This window comes from Algoriphagus confluentis (assembly GCF_036245625.1).
In the GTDB taxonomy this organism is placed as follows: Bacteria; Bacteroidota; Bacteroidia; order Cytophagales; family Cyclobacteriaceae; genus Algoriphagus; species Algoriphagus confluentis.
In genome coordinates this window covers 185,843-204,734 of sequence record NZ_BTPD01000001.1, presented here as the reverse complement: position 1 = coordinate 204,734, position 18,892 = coordinate 185,843, and the positions used below count along the sequence as shown (strand labels likewise).

General features: G+C 45.0%; 16 protein-coding genes. 8 read left to right on the top strand and 8 right to left on the bottom strand.

The window, feature by feature from the left end; genetic code table 11:
• Positions 1 to 20: 20 nt before the first annotated feature.
• The gene (locus AAA943_RS00945) at positions 21 to 683 is read right to left on the bottom strand and encodes a metal-dependent transcriptional regulator (RefSeq protein ID WP_338222366.1); all 663 of its coding nucleotides are present in this window, start codon (positions 681 to 683) and stop codon (positions 21 to 23) included.
• Positions 684 to 835: 152 nt separating this feature from the next.
• On the opposite strand from AAA943_RS00945, the gene AAA943_RS00940 reads away from it, so the two are divergent.
• The gene (locus AAA943_RS00940; protein ID WP_338222365.1) at positions 836 to 3,112 is read left to right on the top strand and encodes a TonB-dependent receptor; all 2,277 of its coding nucleotides are present in this window, start codon (positions 836 to 838) and stop codon (positions 3,110 to 3,112) included.
• A gap of 71 nt (positions 3,113 to 3,183) precedes the next feature.
• Here the strand turns inward: AAA943_RS00940 and AAA943_RS00935 are convergent, their stop codons facing one another.
• From AAA943_RS00935 to sdaAB, 3 genes are read right to left on the bottom strand one after another with little or no spacing between them, the layout of a single operon-like run.
• Positions 3,184 to 4,494, bottom strand: coding sequence for an efflux RND transporter periplasmic adaptor subunit (locus AAA943_RS00935; RefSeq protein WP_338222364.1), 1,311 nt, complete (start codon positions 4,492 to 4,494; stop codon positions 3,184 to 3,186).
• Positions 4,495 to 4,497: 3 nt separating this feature from the next.
• The gene (locus tag AAA943_RS00930; protein WP_338222363.1) at positions 4,498 to 5,850 is read right to left on the bottom strand and encodes a TolC family protein; all 1,353 of its coding nucleotides are present in this window, start codon (positions 5,848 to 5,850) and stop codon (positions 4,498 to 4,500) included.
• A 40-nt stretch (positions 5,851 to 5,890) separates the two neighbouring features.
• Entirely contained in the window at positions 5,891 to 6,568 is a 678-nt protein-coding gene (gene sdaAB, locus AAA943_RS00925) for an L-serine ammonia-lyase, iron-sulfur-dependent subunit beta (protein WP_338222362.1), read from the bottom strand.
• Between the two features lie 152 nt (positions 6,569 to 6,720).
• Between sdaAB and AAA943_RS00920 the strand changes: the two genes are divergently transcribed.
• The 4 genes from AAA943_RS00920 to xylA all read left to right on the top strand — a co-directional run bounded on the left by AAA943_RS00920 (position 6,721) and on the right by xylA (position 11,679).
• Positions 6,721 to 6,870 (top strand): hypothetical protein, encoded by a 150-nt coding sequence (locus AAA943_RS00920; RefSeq protein ID WP_338222361.1) that lies wholly within the window; start codon positions 6,721 to 6,723, stop codon positions 6,868 to 6,870.
• A gap of 293 nt (positions 6,871 to 7,163) precedes the next feature.
• On the top strand, positions 7,164 to 8,807 hold the full coding sequence (locus AAA943_RS00915) for a sodium/sugar symporter (RefSeq protein ID WP_338222360.1): 1,644 nt from the start codon (positions 7,164 to 7,166) through the stop codon (positions 8,805 to 8,807).
• 3 nt (positions 8,808 to 8,810) lie between these two features.
• On the top strand, positions 8,811 to 10,307 hold the full coding sequence (locus tag AAA943_RS00910) for a xylulokinase (protein ID WP_338222359.1): 1,497 nt from the start codon (positions 8,811 to 8,813) through the stop codon (positions 10,305 to 10,307).
• 58 nt (positions 10,308 to 10,365) lie between these two features.
• Positions 10,366 to 11,679 (top strand): xylose isomerase, encoded by a 1,314-nt coding sequence (gene xylA / locus AAA943_RS00905; RefSeq protein WP_338222358.1) that lies wholly within the window; start codon positions 10,366 to 10,368, stop codon positions 11,677 to 11,679.
• A 169-nt stretch (positions 11,680 to 11,848) separates the two neighbouring features.
• On the opposite strand, the gene AAA943_RS00900 is transcribed toward xylA, so the two are convergent.
• Complete coding sequence (locus AAA943_RS00900; protein WP_338222357.1) at positions 11,849 to 12,919, bottom strand: alpha/beta hydrolase; 1,071 nt, start codon at positions 12,917 to 12,919, stop codon at positions 11,849 to 11,851.
• Position 12,920: 1 nt separating this feature from the next.
• On the bottom strand, positions 12,921 to 13,529 hold the full coding sequence (locus AAA943_RS00895; protein WP_338222356.1) for a hypothetical protein: 609 nt from the start codon (positions 13,527 to 13,529) through the stop codon (positions 12,921 to 12,923).
• Between the two features lie 177 nt (positions 13,530 to 13,706).
• On the opposite strand from AAA943_RS00895, the gene AAA943_RS00890 reads away from it, so the two are divergent.
• Complete coding sequence (locus AAA943_RS00890; protein WP_338222355.1) at positions 13,707 to 14,288, top strand: hypothetical protein; 582 nt, start codon at positions 13,707 to 13,709, stop codon at positions 14,286 to 14,288.
• 382 nt (positions 14,289 to 14,670) lie between these two features.
• Positions 14,671 to 15,261: a hypothetical protein gene (locus AAA943_RS00885; protein ID WP_338222354.1), complete on the top strand. Its 591-nt coding sequence runs from the start codon at positions 14,671 to 14,673 to the stop codon at positions 15,259 to 15,261.
• A gap of 50 nt (positions 15,262 to 15,311) precedes the next feature.
• Here the strand turns inward: AAA943_RS00885 and AAA943_RS00880 are convergent, their stop codons facing one another.
• Both AAA943_RS00880 and AAA943_RS00875 read right to left on the bottom strand, forming a co-directional pair.
• Positions 15,312 to 16,562: an ADP-ribosylglycohydrolase family protein gene (locus tag AAA943_RS00880; RefSeq protein WP_338222353.1), complete on the bottom strand. Its 1,251-nt coding sequence runs from the start codon at positions 16,560 to 16,562 to the stop codon at positions 15,312 to 15,314.
• A 1-nt stretch (position 16,563) separates the two neighbouring features.
• The gene (locus AAA943_RS00875) at positions 16,564 to 17,526 is read right to left on the bottom strand and encodes a phosphotransferase (RefSeq protein ID WP_338222352.1); all 963 of its coding nucleotides are present in this window, start codon (positions 17,524 to 17,526) and stop codon (positions 16,564 to 16,566) included.
• 144 nt (positions 17,527 to 17,670) lie between these two features.
• Here AAA943_RS00875 and AAA943_RS00870 point away from each other — a divergent pair, with 144 nt between their 5' ends.
• The gene (locus AAA943_RS00870) at positions 17,671 to 18,828 is read left to right on the top strand and encodes an acyl-CoA dehydrogenase family protein (protein ID WP_338222351.1); all 1,158 of its coding nucleotides are present in this window, start codon (positions 17,671 to 17,673) and stop codon (positions 18,826 to 18,828) included.
• Positions 18,829 to 18,892: the final 64 nt, after the last annotated feature.

Here is an 18,892-nt window from a genome sequence, read left to right as displayed (position 1 = left end):
AAACTTCAATTTTGATCCTTTTATTTCCCGATTACCCTCACCAGCAATCGCTCGCAGACTTTTTCGCTGAGGGTCTCGGAAGGATGATCATCATAGCTGACGACCATACTTTGGTCATAGGCCTCTCTGGAGTGGATTTTTAGATTTAGCCCCAGTCTTAAAGCGCGCCCGTTCAAAAACTCCAAAAATTCGGTGGAGGAATTGGTAAGTGCTGTCAACTGTACCTCCTGTCCAACTTTGCAGGATGAAAGCGGGAGATAGGAAAACTCCTGAATACGGCCCTGAGCATCCGGAATCGGTGATCCATGAGGGTCGATAGTCGGAAATCCAAGCATCTCATCCATTCGCTCGAAGAATTTTGGGGCATGAATATGCTCAATCTGTTCGGCTACTTCGTGCACTTCTTCCCAGCCAAAGCCCATCTTTTTGACCAAAAACATTTCTGTCAATCGATGCTTTCGGATAACCAAAGCCGCTGCCTTTTTTCCCTCTTGGGTGAGTATTACAGGCTTGTATTTTTCATAGCCAACCCAGCCTTGCTTTTGTAGGTTTTTGACCATGCTGTTGGCTGTAGGCATGGATACATGGAGGTTTTGTGCCAAGTCAGAGATACTCACTTCTCCTTGCTCATTGGCCAGATTAAAAAGGGATTTGAGGTAATTCTCTTCGGTCGAAGATGCCATGTATTGGGATTTTGTCCAAAAATCGAAAATTTATCTTAAAAACAAATTTGTTAGATTAATCTAAGTATCTAATTTTGTTCTTCTAAATATAAATTTTGAGATAAAATTACTTTAAATGCAATAATGTTGCATTTTTGAAAAAAACTAAACCAATGAAAAAGCTGGCATTTCTGATAGGATTCATCTTTTTGCTTTCCAAAGGGCTTTTGGCGCAGGAAGCATTGCTTTCGGGTAAGATTTATTCCGATGGAAAACCCTTGCCTTATGCTACTGTAGTCATAAAGGATACAGGTAAGGGAACTGTGACGGACGAGGAGGGAAGGTATTCTTTGCAATTGACCCAAGTTGGTCGATACAGCATTCAGGTAAGTTACTTGGGAAAGAAAGCTTTTGAAGAGATCGTTGAAATCACTAAAGAGTCATTCGAACTGGACATCAATGTAGAGGGTGTGGAGGCCCTGTTGGACGAGGTGGTGGTCAGTGGTACCCTACAGGAGATTTCGAGAAAGGACAGTCCCGTGCCTGTGGAGGTGTATAAAAGCTCCTTTTTTCAAGCCAATCGAAGTCCTTCCCTTTTCGAATCCTTCCAAAATATCAATGGAGTTAGGCCACAAGTTAATTGCAGTATCTGCTACACGGGAGATATTCAGATCAATGGGCTGGAAGGTCCGTACACCATGATTCTGATTGACGGGATGCCCTTAGTCAGCGGTCTGGGGACGGTGTATGGACTCTCAGGAATTCCCCAAAGCCTGATTGATCGAATTGAGGTGGTGAAGGGGCCCGCATCCACTCTTTATGGCTCGGAAGCAGTTGCAGGGCTGATTAATATTATCACCAAACGGCCTGAAAATGCTCCTTTGGTTTCGGCTGATGTGATGGGAACTACTTGGGGTGAACTGAATCTGGATTTAGGGATTCGATCTTCATTGGGTGAAAGCGTTCAATCTTTAACAGGCATCAACGCCTTCTACTACGACAATCCGATCGATAACAACGGGGATGGTTTGACGGATTTGACTTTGCAGGAGCGATTTTCTCTCTTTCAAAAATTTCAGATTCAGCAGCGAAACGGAAAAATGCTTTCTCTGGCCGGAAGGTACATTCAGGAGGACCGATGGGGAGGAGAGCTCAATTGGACACCAGCTTTTCGAGGTGGAGATGAAATCTATGGGGAAAGTATCCGAACCCGGAGATGGGAGCTTTTCGGGAATTATCAACTGCCCGTAAAAGAAGAAATCAACCTCCAAATTTCAGCCAATGGGCATAAGCAGGATTCTTATTACGGGGATATGTTTTACTTGGCCGATCAGCGGATTGGTTTTGGACAGCTGACCTGGAATAAGACCCTTGGAAAAAATCAATTGCTCACAGGATTGGCTTATCGGTACACCTATTATGACGACAATACTCCGGCTACAGCAGAATCAGGCGGACAGGGAAATAATCCGGTTCAGATTCATCTGCCGGGATTTTTTGTCCAAAATGAGTTCAAATTCAAATCCAATCAAAGTCTCTTGGCGGGATTGCGATATGACTATAATTCGGTACATGGAGGGATTTGGTCTCCTCGGATCAATTACAAACTGAGCTCGAAGGACCAATCCCTGATCTGGAGGACTTCCATCGGAAATGGCTTCCGGGTGGCCAATGTCTTCACGGAAGACCACGCGGCGTTGACTGGAGCTCGTCAGGTAGTTTTTGAAGAGGATTTGGATCCAGAGAGAAGCTGGAATATCAATACCAATCTGGTCAAAAAGATCTATACCGATCAAGGGAACTACTTCAGCTGGGATGCTTCTGCCTTTTTTACCCAATTCTCTAACAAGATTATCCCTGACTATGATACCAATCCCAATCAGATCATCTATGCCAATCTGGACGGAACTTCCAGAAGTCAAGGGATAAGTTTGAGCTTTGATGGGCTTTGGGCCAATGGTCTGAAAATCCTTACTGGTGTGACCCTAATGGATGTCTCTTTTACCGAAGGAGGGGTTAGGGAAAGGCAATTGCTTACAGAGCGATTCTCCGGAGTGTGGACGATTGGCTATCATTTTCATCCCTTGGAGCTCACCGTGGATTATACCGGCAACATTTATGGACCAATGCGGCTTCCACTATTGGGAGAACTGGATGATCGCTCGGAGTATTCTCCTTGGTGGAGTTTGCAGAATATTCAAGTCACCAAAAGTCTGGGCAGAAAGTGGGAGATTTATGGTGGGGTGAAAAATCTGTTGAATTACACTCCTCCGGCAAATAGTATTGCAAGACCTTTTGATCCATTTGATCGAGAAGTGGTATTTGATGAGACAGGGCAGGCTGTCTCTACTCCTGACAACCCAAACGCACTGACCTTTGACCCTACCTACATGTTTGCTCCCAATCAGGGAATGCGGGGATTTCTCGGCGTTCGATTGACTTTGGACTGATCAGACCCAAAAACAAAAGCCCCCAGAAGAATCTTTTTCATCTTGGGGGCTTTGATTGTTCAAGGTTGGTTTTATTCCTCTTTGGCTACCGGAGCACCATTCATCTTTTTGACCAAATCTCCATCTTTCAGCTGCTTGCTTACGATGAAATATGGACCAGAGATAACTTCTTCTCCGTCTTTGATTCCTTCTAGAATTTCTATGTTTTCGTAATCGGAGATTCCTGTTTTAACCACCCGCTGCACGGCTTTTCCATTTTCATGCACGAACACCAATTCCTTCACTTTGGTGGTTCCTCCGGCTAAGGTATCCAGTACGTTGTCTCGTGTAGTCACAGAGGCCAAAGGAATGGAAAGGATATTGTCCTTTGAAGTAGTCAAAATCTCAACAGAAGCCGTCATGCCGGGACGGAAGGGATATCGGTTTCCTGTTTTTACCAAATCTTGGTAGGAGCTGTTGAGGATTCGGATTTTTACCTTGAATTCGGTCACTGCGTCCGCAGAAGCTTTGGTATTTGCGGTATTGGCAATGCTGGTGACGATTCCCTTAAATTTCTTGCCTGTAGAAGAGTAAGCGTCTACATCGATAATCGTTGTGTCTCCCAAGGACAATCGGATGATGTCGTTTTCATTGACATCCACGCGCACTTCCATTTTGGAGAGGTCGGCGATGGTCATCATCTCGGTGCCGGCCATTTGCTGAGTACCTACTACCCGTTCCCCTTTTTCCACTAGAAGGCTGGAGACAATACCGGATACCGGAGAATTGACATTGGTCAGCCTCAGGTTTTCTGCAGCTTCGTTGACAGAGGCTTGAGAGCTTTTAATGATGAATTCTGCGGCAACCACATTTTGCTTGGCAGCCTCCAAATCGTTTTTGGCAGAAAGGAAGTTGGCCTGAGCCGTTTCAAAATCCGCATCAGAAATGGCTTTGGATTCGTACAGGGATTTTTGCCTGTTGAAGTTGAGCTCAGCTTGAGTGTATTGTGCTTCGGAGCGCTGTAGGGTAGCTTTGGTTTGGGCCATGTTAGCCATTTGCTGATTGAGATTGGCACGGCTTCTCTCGAGTGCGGAAACGAAGTTGTCAGGGCGGATTTTGACCAAAAGTTTTCCTGCTTCCACAGAATCCCCTTCCTGTACATTGAGCTCGATGATTTCACCGGCTACGTCGGGGGAAAGTTTGACCTCCACTTCGGGTTGAATTTCTCCTGATGCACTTACTTTTTCCACAATGGTGGTCTTTTTTGCAGTAGCAAATTCCACCTCGGTCACTTTTTCTCCGCCAATCCATCCGGCGGTCCGTCCGATGACCGCAAAAAGGATAATCAGGACAACAGCTCCGAGGAGGTAATACAATAGTTTGTTGGACTTTTTATTAGCCATGGTTTAGTTTAAGTTAATGGGGTTACCGATATAGAAATCAAGTACTTTTATTCTGAAAATGTAGGTGTATTTGGCATTAAGCAAATCAGCTTGAGCATTGAAGAGGTTGTTTTGGGCCACTTGGAAATCAACCGAGTTGATGGCTCCCAAGTCAAATCTTTGCTGTGCTATCCGGAAGGTTTCCTCCAGACTTTTTACCCGGACCAGAGAAGCTTCGTAAGATTGTTCGGCAGCTAGGGCTTGATTGTAAGCCGTCTCGATATCCTGACGGAGTTGGTTTTTGGCCTGCTGATTGTCTACTTCTGCCAAAGCTTTTTGAGCTCTTGCCCGCTGTACCGCTGCCCGGTTACTGAAGTTGGTAAAAATAGGGATATTCAACTGCAAATTGGCTGATTGGGAGAGGTTTCGCTCTACTTGGGTGCCAAAGCTGGGAATTTCAGTCTGGCCAAAACCCGGCTGATCCACGTAGTTGGAGAATACGTTTGCTCCGAGGCCCAAGGTAGGGTAAAACGCCCCTTTGGCAATTTTCACTCCGTATTCTGCACTTTCGATACTTGCCTCGCTGGCTTTGATCTCCGGCATGATGTTGATTGCGATTTCATAAATTTTAGCAGGGTCATTGGTTTCCAAATCGTAGGAAGTCACTTCAAACTCCGGCTCGATTACATCAAAATCTTCTGAGAAAGGAATTTGCATCGCCTGTGCAAGCGCAAGTTTGGCTTGTCTTAAATTGTTTTTGGCATTGATTACCTCCAGCTGATTGGTAGCATTTTGAGACTGAAGATCCAATTGATCGGAGATGGGGAGTGAGCCTGCATTGACCAGTTTAGTGGTTCTTTCCAATTGCTCTGAAGTAGATTTCAACTGGTTTTCGGCGATTTTCACTTGTTCCCTGTTGAAAACCACATTGATAAATTGGTTGATGATATCCAAGGTCACCTGATTGGTAGTCGCCTGAAGATTAAACTCCCCAGACTCCAGATCTTTTCGGGCTTGTGCTACGGTGTTGTTGATTCTCATCCCTCCAAAGACGGTCACATTGGAATTGGCAAACAGGTTGATGTTGCCTATTCGGTTGTTTTCAAAGAGGTTGGTTACCGGGTTGATAGAACGACCCCATCTATACCCCGAGCTGGCACCCATGGAAAAGCTGGGTATTCTTTGGCCTTGACTCTGAAGCAAAGTAGCTTCTGTAATTTCCTGATTAAGTCGGGTTCGCTGCAAGGTTAGGTTGTTTTCCAAGGCGATGTCCACACAGGTCTGGAGATCATAAGGACCTGAAGGCAATTCTGCTTGGGCCAATACTGTAAAGAAGGTCCCCAGAGATAGATAAAAGAATAGAAACAACTTTTTCATTCGGATGGATAGTTGGTTTAAGTTGGGAATTTAATGGGTTTTAGAGATCAATATCAGGAATGTATATCAACTCCTTGATCCATGGTATAGACTGTAAATATTGGGTAGTGATCGGTCTAATTCCAGAATCCATTTCAATAACATGGCAGGCGGTATCATGTTTTCCTTTTCTGGAAACGGACATAGTGGCGATATTCGAACCCTCCTGAGCGATCACACTGGCAATAAAAGCGATAGCTCCGGCGGTATCTTTTGCTTTGATGATAAGGGTATGGGATTGTGCAGAAAAATTAGCCACAAAGCCATCCACTTCGGCAATATTGATGACTCCGCCGCCCAGACTTTCACCTACCACCTCTATGATTTTCTCTCCTTTTTTCAGGTTGAGCTTGATCGTATTCGGATGGTGAACTGAGGAATTGCCGATTGACTTAAACTTGTATTTGAGGCCTTTTTCTTTGCTCAGTTCGATTGCATTTTTGATTTGGGAATCATCGGTTTTGAAATCCATCAAGCCTCCCAAAATAGCGCGGTCACTACCGTGCCCCTCATAGGTACGTGCAAAGGAATTGTAGAAAGTGATATCTGCCTCGTCTGGAATCCCACCAAGAATGCGTATGGCTGAACGGGCTATCCGTACTACTCCGGCTGTATGGGAGGAGGAAGGACCGATCATTACCGGACCGATCATATCAAACACACTACTTTTATTGGCCATGGGCTTTTTTCAGTCAATATTAATGCTAAGCCTGATTTCGTCCCGAAGATTAAAAAAATATTTCCTTAAACGGCATATTCAGTCAAAAATCCACGCTTTCTAGAATCAGTCTATTCAATGGTCGGTAGAACAGATCAGAAAAGTGTGCGAATATGAACATAAAGATGAGCGGATATGAAACAGGTTTTGGGGAATGGGATGGAAAACGAGGAGGAGTCCGATGTCGGATGACTGATGATCACTGTCAGGCAGAGCACCTGAGAGACGGGAGTCTTGAAGTCGAAGCCCGTACATTCATTTGATCAGGAAGGAGGAAGACCAAATACCTAAGACCGGAGTCGGGAGATGGATGGAACGTTGACGTTTTACTGATTTTGTTCTGTGGAGGTCGGAATTATTGATGGATTTCGCCACTTTTCCACTATTTATGAGAGAAAAAGGGGATGAACTGTAGATTTTCGATAAAATTAAACGAGACTCAAAGAAATCTCTGCAGACGTTTGCATCAAACCTTTTATATTTATCGACCTTAATAAATAAAATTTGAACTAATCCTGATTCTCATTACCCAAAACTCTCAACCTAACCCAATCCTATGCTCCTTGAACCCATTGACCTAGCCGTATTCGTAGGCTACTGCCTGTTGATTATCGGAATGGGCCTTTTTGTCTCCCGTGAGAAAAAAGGCCATGTCAAAAACTCCTCAGATTATTTTTTAGCCTCCAAAGCCCTTCCTTGGTGGGCAGTAGGTGCCTCTCTGATTGCTTCCAACATCTCAGCTGAGCAATTTATCGGTATGTCGGGCTCGGGCTTTGCCCTGGGTCTTGCCATATCCACCTACGAGTGGATGGCGGCTGCGACTCTTCTGGTGGTGGCTATCTTTTTTCTTCCCGTATATATTAAAAAGGGCATTTATACGATGCCGGGATTTCTCCTGGATCGGTACGATACCCGGGTGAGGACCACAATGGCTGTCTTTTGGCTTTTGCTGTATGTCTTTGTCAATTTGACTTCTGTACTTTATCTCGGGGCCTTGACCCTCAACACCATTTTGGATGTGCCTTTATTTACTGGAATTGTGGGATTGGCACTTTTTGCCATGGTGTACTCCATTTACGGCGGATTGAAGGCTGTAGCTTGGACAGATGTGGTTCAGGTTGTTTTCCTTATTGCGGGTGGATTAGCTACGACTTATATCGCCTTGAGTATGGTCGGAAATGGGGACGCATGGGAAGGTCTTGGATTATTAAGGAAGGAAGTCCCCGGTCACTTTTCCATGATTCTTTCGAAAGGTGAAATGATGATTCCCGATGGAAAAGGAGGAACCAAAGACGCTTACCTAGAGCTTCCCGGACTTTCCGTTTTGGTCGGAGGAATGTGGATTACCAACCTCAGCTATTGGGGGTTCAACCAATACATCACACAGAGGGCCTTGGCAGCCAAAAGTTTGGATGAAGCCCAAAAGGGGATGATTTTTGCAGGATTTCTGAAGCTTTTGATGCCTTTGATCGTGGTGATCCCGGGGATTGCCGCTTGGGTAATCGTGAAAAATGGAGGAGACACCACATTTATCCAATCCATGACTGACCCGGCTACCGGACTGGTAAAATCTGACCGGGCTTATCCTACCTTACTTCAGTTGCTTCCTGTTGGCTTGAAAGGCTTGGCTTTTGCTGCATTAACTGCCGCAATTGTTTCTTCTTTGGCTTCCATGGCCAATAGTACTTCCACGATTTTCACCATGGACATTTATACCAAGTACTTTGGGAAAAATGCCTCTGAAACCAAGCAGGTGACTGTAGGTAGGATTACCGCTTTGGTTGCTTTTGCCATTGCATCGATCGTTGCTCCAGCGTTGGGGCAGTTGGACCAGGCATTTCAGTTCATTCAGGAATATACCGGGTTCATCAGCCCGGGAGTGTTTGCGATATTCTTTTTCGGTGTATTCTGGAAAAAAACCACTTCCAATGCCGCCCTTGTGGGAGCTTCCTTAAGTATCCCGCTTTCAGTGGTATTAAAAGCAGTTTTCCCCAATCTTCCTTTCCTTGATCGGATGGGAGTGGTATTCCTGATATTGTCTACCTTGATGGTGGTGATTTCCCTGGTTGAAGGGAAAGGAAAAGATCATCCAAACAGCATAGAGGTCAACAGAGACTTGTTCAGGACCAGTACCCAATTCAAAATAGGAGCAATATTGATTGCCGGGATTATTGCAGGTCTCTACACTATTTTTTGGTAAGCCATGAGAAAATTACTGTTAGGACTTGATTTGGGAAGCAGTTCGGTGAAAGCTTCCTTACTTGACGCTGACTCCGGCAAATCCATTGCTTCCAAAGCTTATCCGGAGGAGGAAATGCCAATTTCGTCTCCTGAAAACGGCTGGGCTGAGCAAGACCCGGAAATGTGGTGGAACTATGTCAAAGAAACGACGGCCTTTGTCCTGAAGAAAGCAGGAGTGAAAAAAGGAGAGCTCAAAGGCATAGGGATTGCCTATCAGATGCATGGCTTGGTCTGTGTGGACAAAGATCAAAAAGTCCTCAGGCCAGCAATCATCTGGTGTGACAGCCGAGCGGTGTCCCTAGGGGAAAAAGCTTTCCAGGCTTTGGGTGAAGGCTATTGTCTACCTCACTTGCTAAATTCCCCGGGGAATTTCACAGCTTCCAAACTCCGGTGGGTGATCGAGAATCAGCCTGAGGTGGCGGCTCAAATCGACAAAATCATGCTTCCGGGTGATTTCATTGCCATGAAGTTGAGCGGAGAGATATTGACCTCTGAGACGGGACTATCCGAAGGTATCTTTTGGGATTTCAAATCCAATGGGCTGAGTAAAAAGCTGCTCAAGCAAATGGAAATCCCAGAACATTGGATTCCCAAGGCCGTTCCTTCTTTTTCCATTCAAGGAAAAGTCAGCAAAAAAGCCGCGAAAGAAACCGGTCTCGATGAAGGGGTTCCCATAGCCTATCGGGCAGGGGATCAACCCAACAATGCTTTTTCCCTTCAGGTACTCAAACCCGGAGAATTAGCCACTACGGCTGGCACTTCAGGGACTGTTTATGGAGTCTGCGATCAGCCTCTTTATGATCCCAAATCCCGGGTAAATACCTTTGTCCATGTCAACCATTCAGAGAAAAACCCTTCCTATGGGGTATTACTTTGTGTAAATGGTACTGGAATTCTGAATTCATGGCTGAAAAAGCTCATGGGAGGCAGCAGGCTTACCTATGATGAAATGAACCGAATAGGCAGCAGTGCCCTGATCGGTTCTGAGGGCCTAGTCTTTATTCCCTTTGGCAACGGAGTAGAAAGAATCATGCAAAATCGTCCCGTAGGCGCACATCTTGTTGGGCTTGATCTTCTAAAGCATGATAAAAGCCATGTGGTACGAGCAGCCCAAGAAGGGATTGTATGTGCCTTGACCTATGGATTCCGAATCATGAAAGATATGGGAATGAATCTTCAGACGGTAAAAGCCGGGCATGCCAATATGTTCCTAAGCCCATTGTTCCGCAAAACCTTTGTGCACATGAATCGCGTGTCTCTTGAGCTTTATGATACAGATGGAGCACAGGGGGCAGCAAGAGGGGCAGGGATTGGAGCAGGGATTTTTGCTTCTGAAGCGGAAGCTTTCCAAGGCTTAAGCTTGTTGGAGACCCTGGAGCCTAACGTAAACTTCTTTGAACCCTATGAGGAAGCTTATCAGCAATGGGAAAAACGTCTAAATGAACTCCTCAGAAATTGATCGATAAAACTCAAACACAACCTATTTATAAACCTATTACCAAAATAATCTAAATCTTATGGCTAAAACTTATTTTCCCAACATCGGCAAAATCCAATTTGAAGGAAAGGAAAGCGATAATCCTTTGGCATTTCGCTATTATGATGAAAACCGCGTGGTAGCCGGAAAAACCATGAAGGAGCATTTCAAATTTGCCATTGCCTATTGGCATTCCTTCTGTGGTACAGGAGGAGATCCTTTCGGACCAGGCACGATTGTCCATCCTTGGGATGCAGATCCGGATCCGGTGCAGCGGGCAAAAGACAAAATGGATGCTGCATTTGAGTTCATTTCCAAAATCGGCGTGGATTACTATTGCTTCCATGATATCGATCTGATCGATGAAGGCCCTAGCCTTACTGAATATGAGCGAAGAATGGGAATCATTACCGATTATGCGCTGCAGCATCAGAAAGCCTCCGGGATCAAGTTGCTTTGGGGTACGGCCAATGTCTTCAGCAATCCCCGCTACATGAATGGGGCTTCCACCAATCCTAATTTCGATGTGCTGGCTTTTGCCGGTACTCAGGTAAAGAATGCACTGGATGCCACTATTAAACTGGGCGGTGAAAATTATGTCTTCTGGGGTGGAAGAGAAGGCTATATGTCCCTTTTAAACACCGATATGAAGCGGGAGAAAGATCACCTGGCACGCTTCCTTACCATGGCCAAGGACTATGCCCGAAAAAATGGATTTAAGGGTACCTTCTTTATTGAGCCCAAACCTATGGAGCCAACCAAGCACCAGTATGATTATGACTCTGAGACGGTGATTGGCTTCCTGCGGCACTATGGATTGGATAAGGATTTCAAATTGAATATCGAAGTGAACCATGCCACTCTGGCTGGACATACCTTCCAGCATGAATTGCAAGTCGCAGCGGATGGAGGGTTTTTGGGCTCTATCGATGCCAATAGAGGAGATTATCAAAATGGCTGGGATACGGATCAATTTGCGATCAACCTTCAAGAACTAGCCGAATCCATGCTAGTGATCTTGGCGGCAGGTGGTCTGCAGGGCGGAGGAGTGAACTTTGATGCCAAGGTGAGACGCAACTCCACGGATCCTGAGGATCTCTTCCTTGCGCATGTCGGAAGTATGGATGCGTTTGCCCGGTCAATGATTATCGCCTCCGAAATCCTGGAAAAGTCAGATTACCTCGAGCGGAGAAAAAACAGATATGCCAGCTTCGATTCCGGCAAAGGGAAATCCTTTGAGGCAGGGCAGCTGACTCTGGAAGATCTTCGTGCCCATGCTTTGGAAACAGGCGAACCCAAGCAGATTTCCGGTAAGCAGGAGTATTTTGAGAATCTCATCAATCGATTTATCTGATAGGCATTAGTGCCAACAAATAATGAGGCTGTCTCAAAAGTATAGTTTGTCACATGGAGCAAAGTGGAAATATGTTCCAGATATCTGGAAATGGCTTTCGATTTCGAGACTCCCGTCTCTCAAGTGCTCAGGCTGACAACGAAACGATATTTGAGACAGCCTCTTTTTGTTACTGGTCAAGACTCTCTACCAAATTCTTGGCTCTTGCCATTTCCTCTACCTGCTCTTGATACTTGGGGTTGGGCTGGACCCCGACCACATTTTCCAAGAAATCTATACTGGCAAACAGCACTCCCTGCCAGTCGTGGGAGGTGATGGTACTCGCGATCACATGATCCCCAGATTTGGGAAAAGCCTGTTCCCGTTTAAGGTTTTCCGGAGTCCCTACCTGAGCGTACATCTCCAGCATTTTCGGTACAGAGACGACCCGATCTTGCTCCTGATCATTTTTGAAATAGTAGCCAAGAAAGAGCGGCTGCCTGATTTTGGCAAAAGTCTCCGGATTCATCGCACTGTACATGAGCACGCCCAAACTTTCGTAAGCATTGAAATGTTGGATTTCGGACCAAAATTGAGCCTTTTCTCCGGTTCTCTTCATGTCCACGACGCCATTCTCAGTCATGGCACTTTTCATAAATACCTTAGCCCAGGGATTGAATAAATAAGAAAGTCGCTCCCCGTTGTCCCGGATGGCTGGCGAAAAAAGAACGACGGCCGCTAGCTCAGGCTGCTGACTTGCCAAAAGCAAAGTTAAGGTGCCTCCCATGGAAGTTCCCACTACAATGACCGAATCTCCCAAGCTTTTTCCTATTTGAAAGGCCTCTCCGGCGGCATCTGCCAGCTTTTGGGCAGTCACGTATTCCATGCCGTTGGCCCGGCGAATACCATGGTCGGGAAGACGGGTCACAAAAACATTGGCCCCAAAATGCTCCCCAAGAAATCGATGGACTGGATCTCCTTCCATAGGACCCGCCCCAAAGCCGTGAATGTAAACGATAGCGTAGGGAGTTTTTCTCTTGTTGAGACTGTCTGCCCATTGGATATAAGCTTCATTACCCTGTTTCAATCCAATCACGGTATCCTCTCGATGATGAAGGTATTGTTCCAATTCTGACAATCGGGTAGGGACTTCAGGAAAATGGATGATCAGCTCCTCTTTATTGGTCTTTGGTCCCAGCATATAGACAATGACTAGGACCATAGCAGTGGCAAAAACGCCTAAAAAAATTTTTCTGAGCATGTCAATTGATCTTTAAGTAGGGAGAAGTAGAGTCGATGAATGAGCGGTCACCATTTCTCAAAAACAAAAAGGTTCTTGTTTTCAACTGGGAATAGTTTTCAGGGGTGATAGTCAATCTGCTGCCAAAGTAAACGGAAATCCCATCAAAAGTTCTCAGGTCAGCTATTTTTTTACCTTCTGGGGTTTGCAGAAGATACCCGATATCCGTTCCGATGGGAAGTCCAGCAAAAGGTGCAGTTAAAACAACCGAAATGTTGGAAATATTGCGAAGGGTAAATGTTTCTAAACAGCTCAAGGCATAGGCCTGACCGGGTAAGCTCCCTCCTGAAGGATTTTCTTTTCTCAGAATTTCCAGTTCAAAATTAAATCTAAACTGCTCTATCGAAACGGTGTCTGAGGAGCTGGCATAGCGCTGATTGAGGTAGGGACTGTAAAAAACCTCCTTGATACTTAGCGCGTCGGCTTCTACCGGGTTGGGGCAAAGGTCATTCAAGTCGGGGGTATCTACGCAGGAAGAAGTGATCAGGATCAATAAATAGGCGAGTCCCAAGCAGCAGGTAGCTGTTGACTTTTTTGAATTCAGGACCCTTGACCAATTTTTGATTTTCATATCTTAAAATTAAGCAATTGAATGAGGATCAGTGAGCTTCAGGTTCTTTTTCAGATCTTTTAAGAAATTAATTCATCAGATTTTTTGAAAAAAAATTGTTTGCAGCACCTACTTTGTACGTGTAAATGTAGCGGATTCCCTAGTTTTAACGTCGAAAACAAAACCTCAGGATTAATTATGAAAAAACTACTTCTATTTTTCTTTTTGGCCTCAACCACTATTTCTCAGGCCCAAGACCTATACAGCATTGAAACCAAAGTTCCGTACCAATCCATGTATTTGGAGCTGGGTGGCGCCGGCTTACCGTACTCCTTCAATTATGATTTTCGCTTTGACAAAAGCAGAATTGATACTTGGGGAATGCGTGTTGGATTTGGTGGATATACCATAGATGGGGATTCTTTCTTCTCTTTGCCAGTAATGGTAAACAAACTTTACGGCAGAGGTCCTCATTATTTTGAATTGGGCTTTGGAGCCACTTTTTTCGCATTTGATGAATACACCTATTCTTATTGTTCCAATGGATATTTTGATTCCAATGGACGCTACATCTGTACCAGCACGGTGCAGGAGACCAGCAACTATAATTACATTTTGGATGTGGATGGTTCTCCAAGTGTCATGGGAACCCTAAACTTCGGCTACCGAAGAGTGCCAATAGATGGAGGATTTACCTGGAGAGTCGCATTGACTCCTATCTTCAACAACAATGGTTTCTGGCCGCTTTATGCAGGATTCGGATTTGGTTATGCCTTTTGACGAGAAGGTTCCCTTGGAGATTTTGATTCCTTTCGGACAAAACCTGTACGCATGCGTACAGGTTTTTTTGTGTCAATGCATTTTATTTCAGTAGGTTATAAACTTTTTGAAAATTAATTTCTCTTAACCTGAACAATAAGATGTAACATGGATTTTCTCTGGTTTTGGTCAAAATTGTACGGAAATGTGACAGTCGAACGAGGGTTTTCCCAAAGACGATCATTTTTTGATGAATTTTTGAAAAAGGAATTAGCGGCTCATGGAATAGGTTTTTTAAAAAAATCTTAATTCCGATGCTTTCAGATGGTTGTTCAAATGGGGCATGTTGGCATTTGGTATTCCGTTCGCAGTAAGGCTAACAACTCTAAACCAACAAAACATTATGAAAACCTTATTCACATTCGCACTTGCAGGCACATTGACTTTAAGCAGCCTCGCTTCGTTTGCCTCCGATGATTTGAAAGCCGACTCGGATGTCAAAGCCAATTTCAAGAAAGTAAACGTACTCCTAAAAGAGGGAGTAGGGGAAGCAAAAATTGCCCTTTATGATCATTCCGGCAAAAAGCTTCATCAGAAAAAGGTCAAGGTACAAGATCAGGATGTGGTCATTCCTTACAACCTGTCTGAGTTGCCTTGTGGAGAATTTACCATCAAAATTGAGTCCGATTCTGAAGCAGTGGAGTACAAGGTCAATACTTTTGAACGACCTTTTCAGGCAGTAGCTTCCCCATTGACGGCCTATGGCAAGGTCACTGACAGAAGCACCATAAACTTGACCGTGATCGGAATTACCGAAGAAGGGGTGAAAGTTCAAATCCGAGAGAAAGGATCCAATCAAATCATTTATTCAGAAGACTTGGCAGTGAAAGATGCTTTCAAGAAGGACTACGCGCTCAAAGGTTTGGAAGCTCAGGATGTCTATTTTGAGGTGATGGATTCCAGGGGACAGATGAAGTCTCTTCACTTTGAGTAATCGCTAAACCACCTATTGTAGCGACCCCGGTTCTTGTTGAAGAGCCGGGGTTATTTTTTGAGCAAATGTTTCGTGAGGTTTTGGGCGGACTCGACCAAGTCAATTCCCAGCTCGTTCTTGCTGATTTCCAAAACCTGATTCTTTTCCTTCTCAGGAAGAGCCTTAAAGCCGTACCAGGTACCCAATATTCCACCAACCAAAGCCGCCGTGGTATCGTTATCCCTTCCATAATTGGTCAGGAAAATCAGAGAGTTTTTGAAATCAAAATCTGCATAAATCATTGCAGTGAGGGATTGAAGGTAGATTTCCCCGGCATGAAAAGGCATGTCTTGCTGCTTTTGATCGAGTTGGGAAAAAGCAAATTCAAGTGCCGGACTGCCCGATTTCATAGCGCTGGGTAGGCTGTCCAGTTTTTTGGCTTCCTGATTGATGAAAAGTGCATCTCTGAGAATCCGGTACGATGTCCTTCCCACCAACCTGCTCTGAAAATAACCCTCAGGATCCAAGCGTAGGGAAGCCAGCAAATCCTGCTTGGTTGCTTTGGGCTTCATTCCTGCCGAGGTCATGGCCATGGCCAAGGCAGAAATATCTCTTGCATAGCCCAAATCAAAAAATGTAAGCTGAAATCCCTCCTGATAGGCTTTTTCCGGATTTCCCGGGAAAAACACACCTAAGGCCGGGGCGTACAATAATCCCGCACAGACCATTTCTCCTCCGTAAAATTTGGAAAGGGAATCCGCATAGCCAGTCAGGTTATCATCTAGATAGGGTCGACTCACTTTTGCCCACTCCGAAAGCCAATTGACCTCCAACATGACCTGTTCGTAAGGTTCCGGGTCGGAAGTCTCGAGTTTCTGGAATTTCTTCAGGCTTTGCTCATAGGTTTTCAGAATATGCCCTGCAAACTCTTTGGCTTCCAATTCTCCCGGTTTTTGAGTGAGCAAATATTCTGTAGTTAATATTTTCCATCGGGTATCGTCTGTGGTTCCGCCTGCGGGCAGATTTGCTATCCATGTTCCCTCGGGAGATACTTCCCGAATCATGGAGTCGAGACTTTCCACGTAGCCGTATTCCAGATTAATGCTCTCCCTGCTCCACATTTCGGTAGGTGCACCCATCGCATCCCCAATGGCCGAACCTACCAGCATACCCAGTATTTTATCGTAGAGTTCTGCTTCGGTAAGGCCTGATTCAGTTTGAATTTCGGAGGAAAAAGCAGGTATTTCCTTTACCACATCCTGATTGGTACAGGAAAAGAGGAGAAATAATAATCCGAAAAAAAGTAAGTGAAAATGCCTCATATCAATTCAATATCAAGTGTTTAGCAAATTTGAGAAGCTCTTCTTTTTGTTCCAGATTCAACTGAAGCGGAAGCTGAGCAATGCCAATCAGGCGACGGAGGATTTCTACACCCCGGCATTGATTCAGCAAGTGATGATCCAGGGGATGAGCGTATTGATCCACAATCCGACTAAGAATCTCCTCACCCTGCAATCCCAAATCCATATGTGCCAAAAAGACCCCGAGATCAAATTCCCGATCTCCCAAAAAGCCAAATTCCGGATCAATAATCTTGATTGCTGAGTCGACCTGAAGCCAGCTTCCGGGATAGAAGTCGCCGTGAAGCAGTGTTTTACCAGAGGATAGATACCTTTCACCCAGCTCGGCTACTTTCTCTTTTAATACTTCATCCTGTTTTATTTTCATGCTTAAGGCCTGAAGTCCGGGCTGAATGGTATCTAGATCGAAGCCGTTTTCCTCCCGAAAGGGAAAATTGAAAATGTGCTCATGATTCAGTCTTCTCATGGGGAGATTGTCCGGAAAGTCTGTTACCGAAAGCTCATGGAGGGTATTCAGAAATCGGACAAGCTGGCCCACTTCCTCCAGCCGGAGCTTTTTCTTTCCTGAATAGATCTCTGTAAAATCCTTGCCTACACCCAAATCTTCGGTGAGAAGCAGATGATTTTCCGGATCAAAGCCTAAAATTAGAGGGACAAATTCCCGCATGGTCTGCGATTGATTGAGGATTTGATAGAATTGATACTCAACTTGGATTCGATCAATCGGTGCAGGGATTTGAGGAAATTTCTTGACGAAAGGTTTGGACTGCTTGAGGATCACAGATCGTTGATCTGTTTTTACACGGAGCACCAAATTCATGTTTCCAGGGCCGGCGATACTGATTTGGGCTACCTTTTCTCCTTGCTTCCAGAAGCTGAGCTTTTGGATTTCTTCCAGAGAGCTTTTTTCGGATAATTCTAGCATAGTTTTACAGAAAGCCTTCAAAAGTAAATGCTTTGGCTTCATTTCGAGGCAAATTCTTCAATTTCTTGGCAATTGTCTGAGGAACGGCAAGTATGTCCTTTTACAAAAACCTTATTTTTGAAAACAGAAAAACTAAACCCAAATATGTTCGGACTACACAGATCCCTTTTTACAGAAGAGCACGACCTGTTCAGGCAAAGTGTCAGAGATTTTATCGCCAGAGAAATTGTCCCCAACAATGCCCAGTGGGAAAAAGACAAAATGGTGAGCCGGGAATCCTGGTTGAAATTTGGTGAGAATGGCTTTTTGGGCATGCAGGCCCCAGAAGAACTGGGCGGAATGAATATTCAGGATTTCCGTTACCATGCCATTTTGATTGAAGAAATCGGGTTGAGCGGTTGCTCCGGCCCGGCGATTGGCTATCCTTTGCACAGTGATATCGTGATGCCTTACATTCTTCACTATGCGACTGAGGAAGCCAAGAAGAAGTACATACCCAAAATGATTACCGGGGAATACATCGGTGCTGTGGCCATGACCGAACCCGGGGCTGGTTCCGATCTTCAGGGCATGCGGTCTACAGCTGAGGATAGGGGAGATCATTACCTGATCAATGGCTCCAAGACCTTTATCACCAATGGATATCTTTCTGACGTCGTGGTCGTTGCAGCCAAAACTGACCCTTCCAAAGGAGCTAAAGGCATCAGCTTGTTTTTGGTAGACCGGAATATGAAGGGATTTTCCAAGGGAGTTCCTTTCGAAAAAGTGGGACTTCATGCTCAGGATACCTGCGAGTTGTTTTTTGAAGATGTAGTAGTCCCCAAAGAGAATCTCCTTGGGAAAGTAGGTGACGGCTTTAAGTACCTCATGACCGAGCTTGCACAAGAGCGGCTGGTCGTGGCTTTGTCTGCAGTGGCATTGGGAGAATTTATGCTTCTTTCCACTTTGGACTATGTGAAGCAGAGAAAAGCCTTTGGTAAAAGTATTTCTGACTTCCAAAATACCCGATTTAAACTGGCTGAGATGACAGCAGCCCTAGAGCAGGGCAGAATCTATTGCGATTATTTGGTTCAGCTGCACAATGAAGGCAAGCTGGATTCTGCCATGGCCTCAGCGGCCAAATACAATATGACCGAGCTACAATGCAAGGTGGCCGATGAATGTGTGCAGCTTCATGGAGGTTATGGCTACATGTGGGAATATCCTGTGGCCAGAGGATGGGCAGATGCTCGGGTCCAAAGAATTTATGCAGGGACCAATGAAATCATGAAAGAACTCATTGCAAGAAAAATCCTCAAGTAAAATTCAAACACTTGGCGATACAGTGGATTTTTAAGTAATTGATCCTCGAAAAAACCCAAAACCC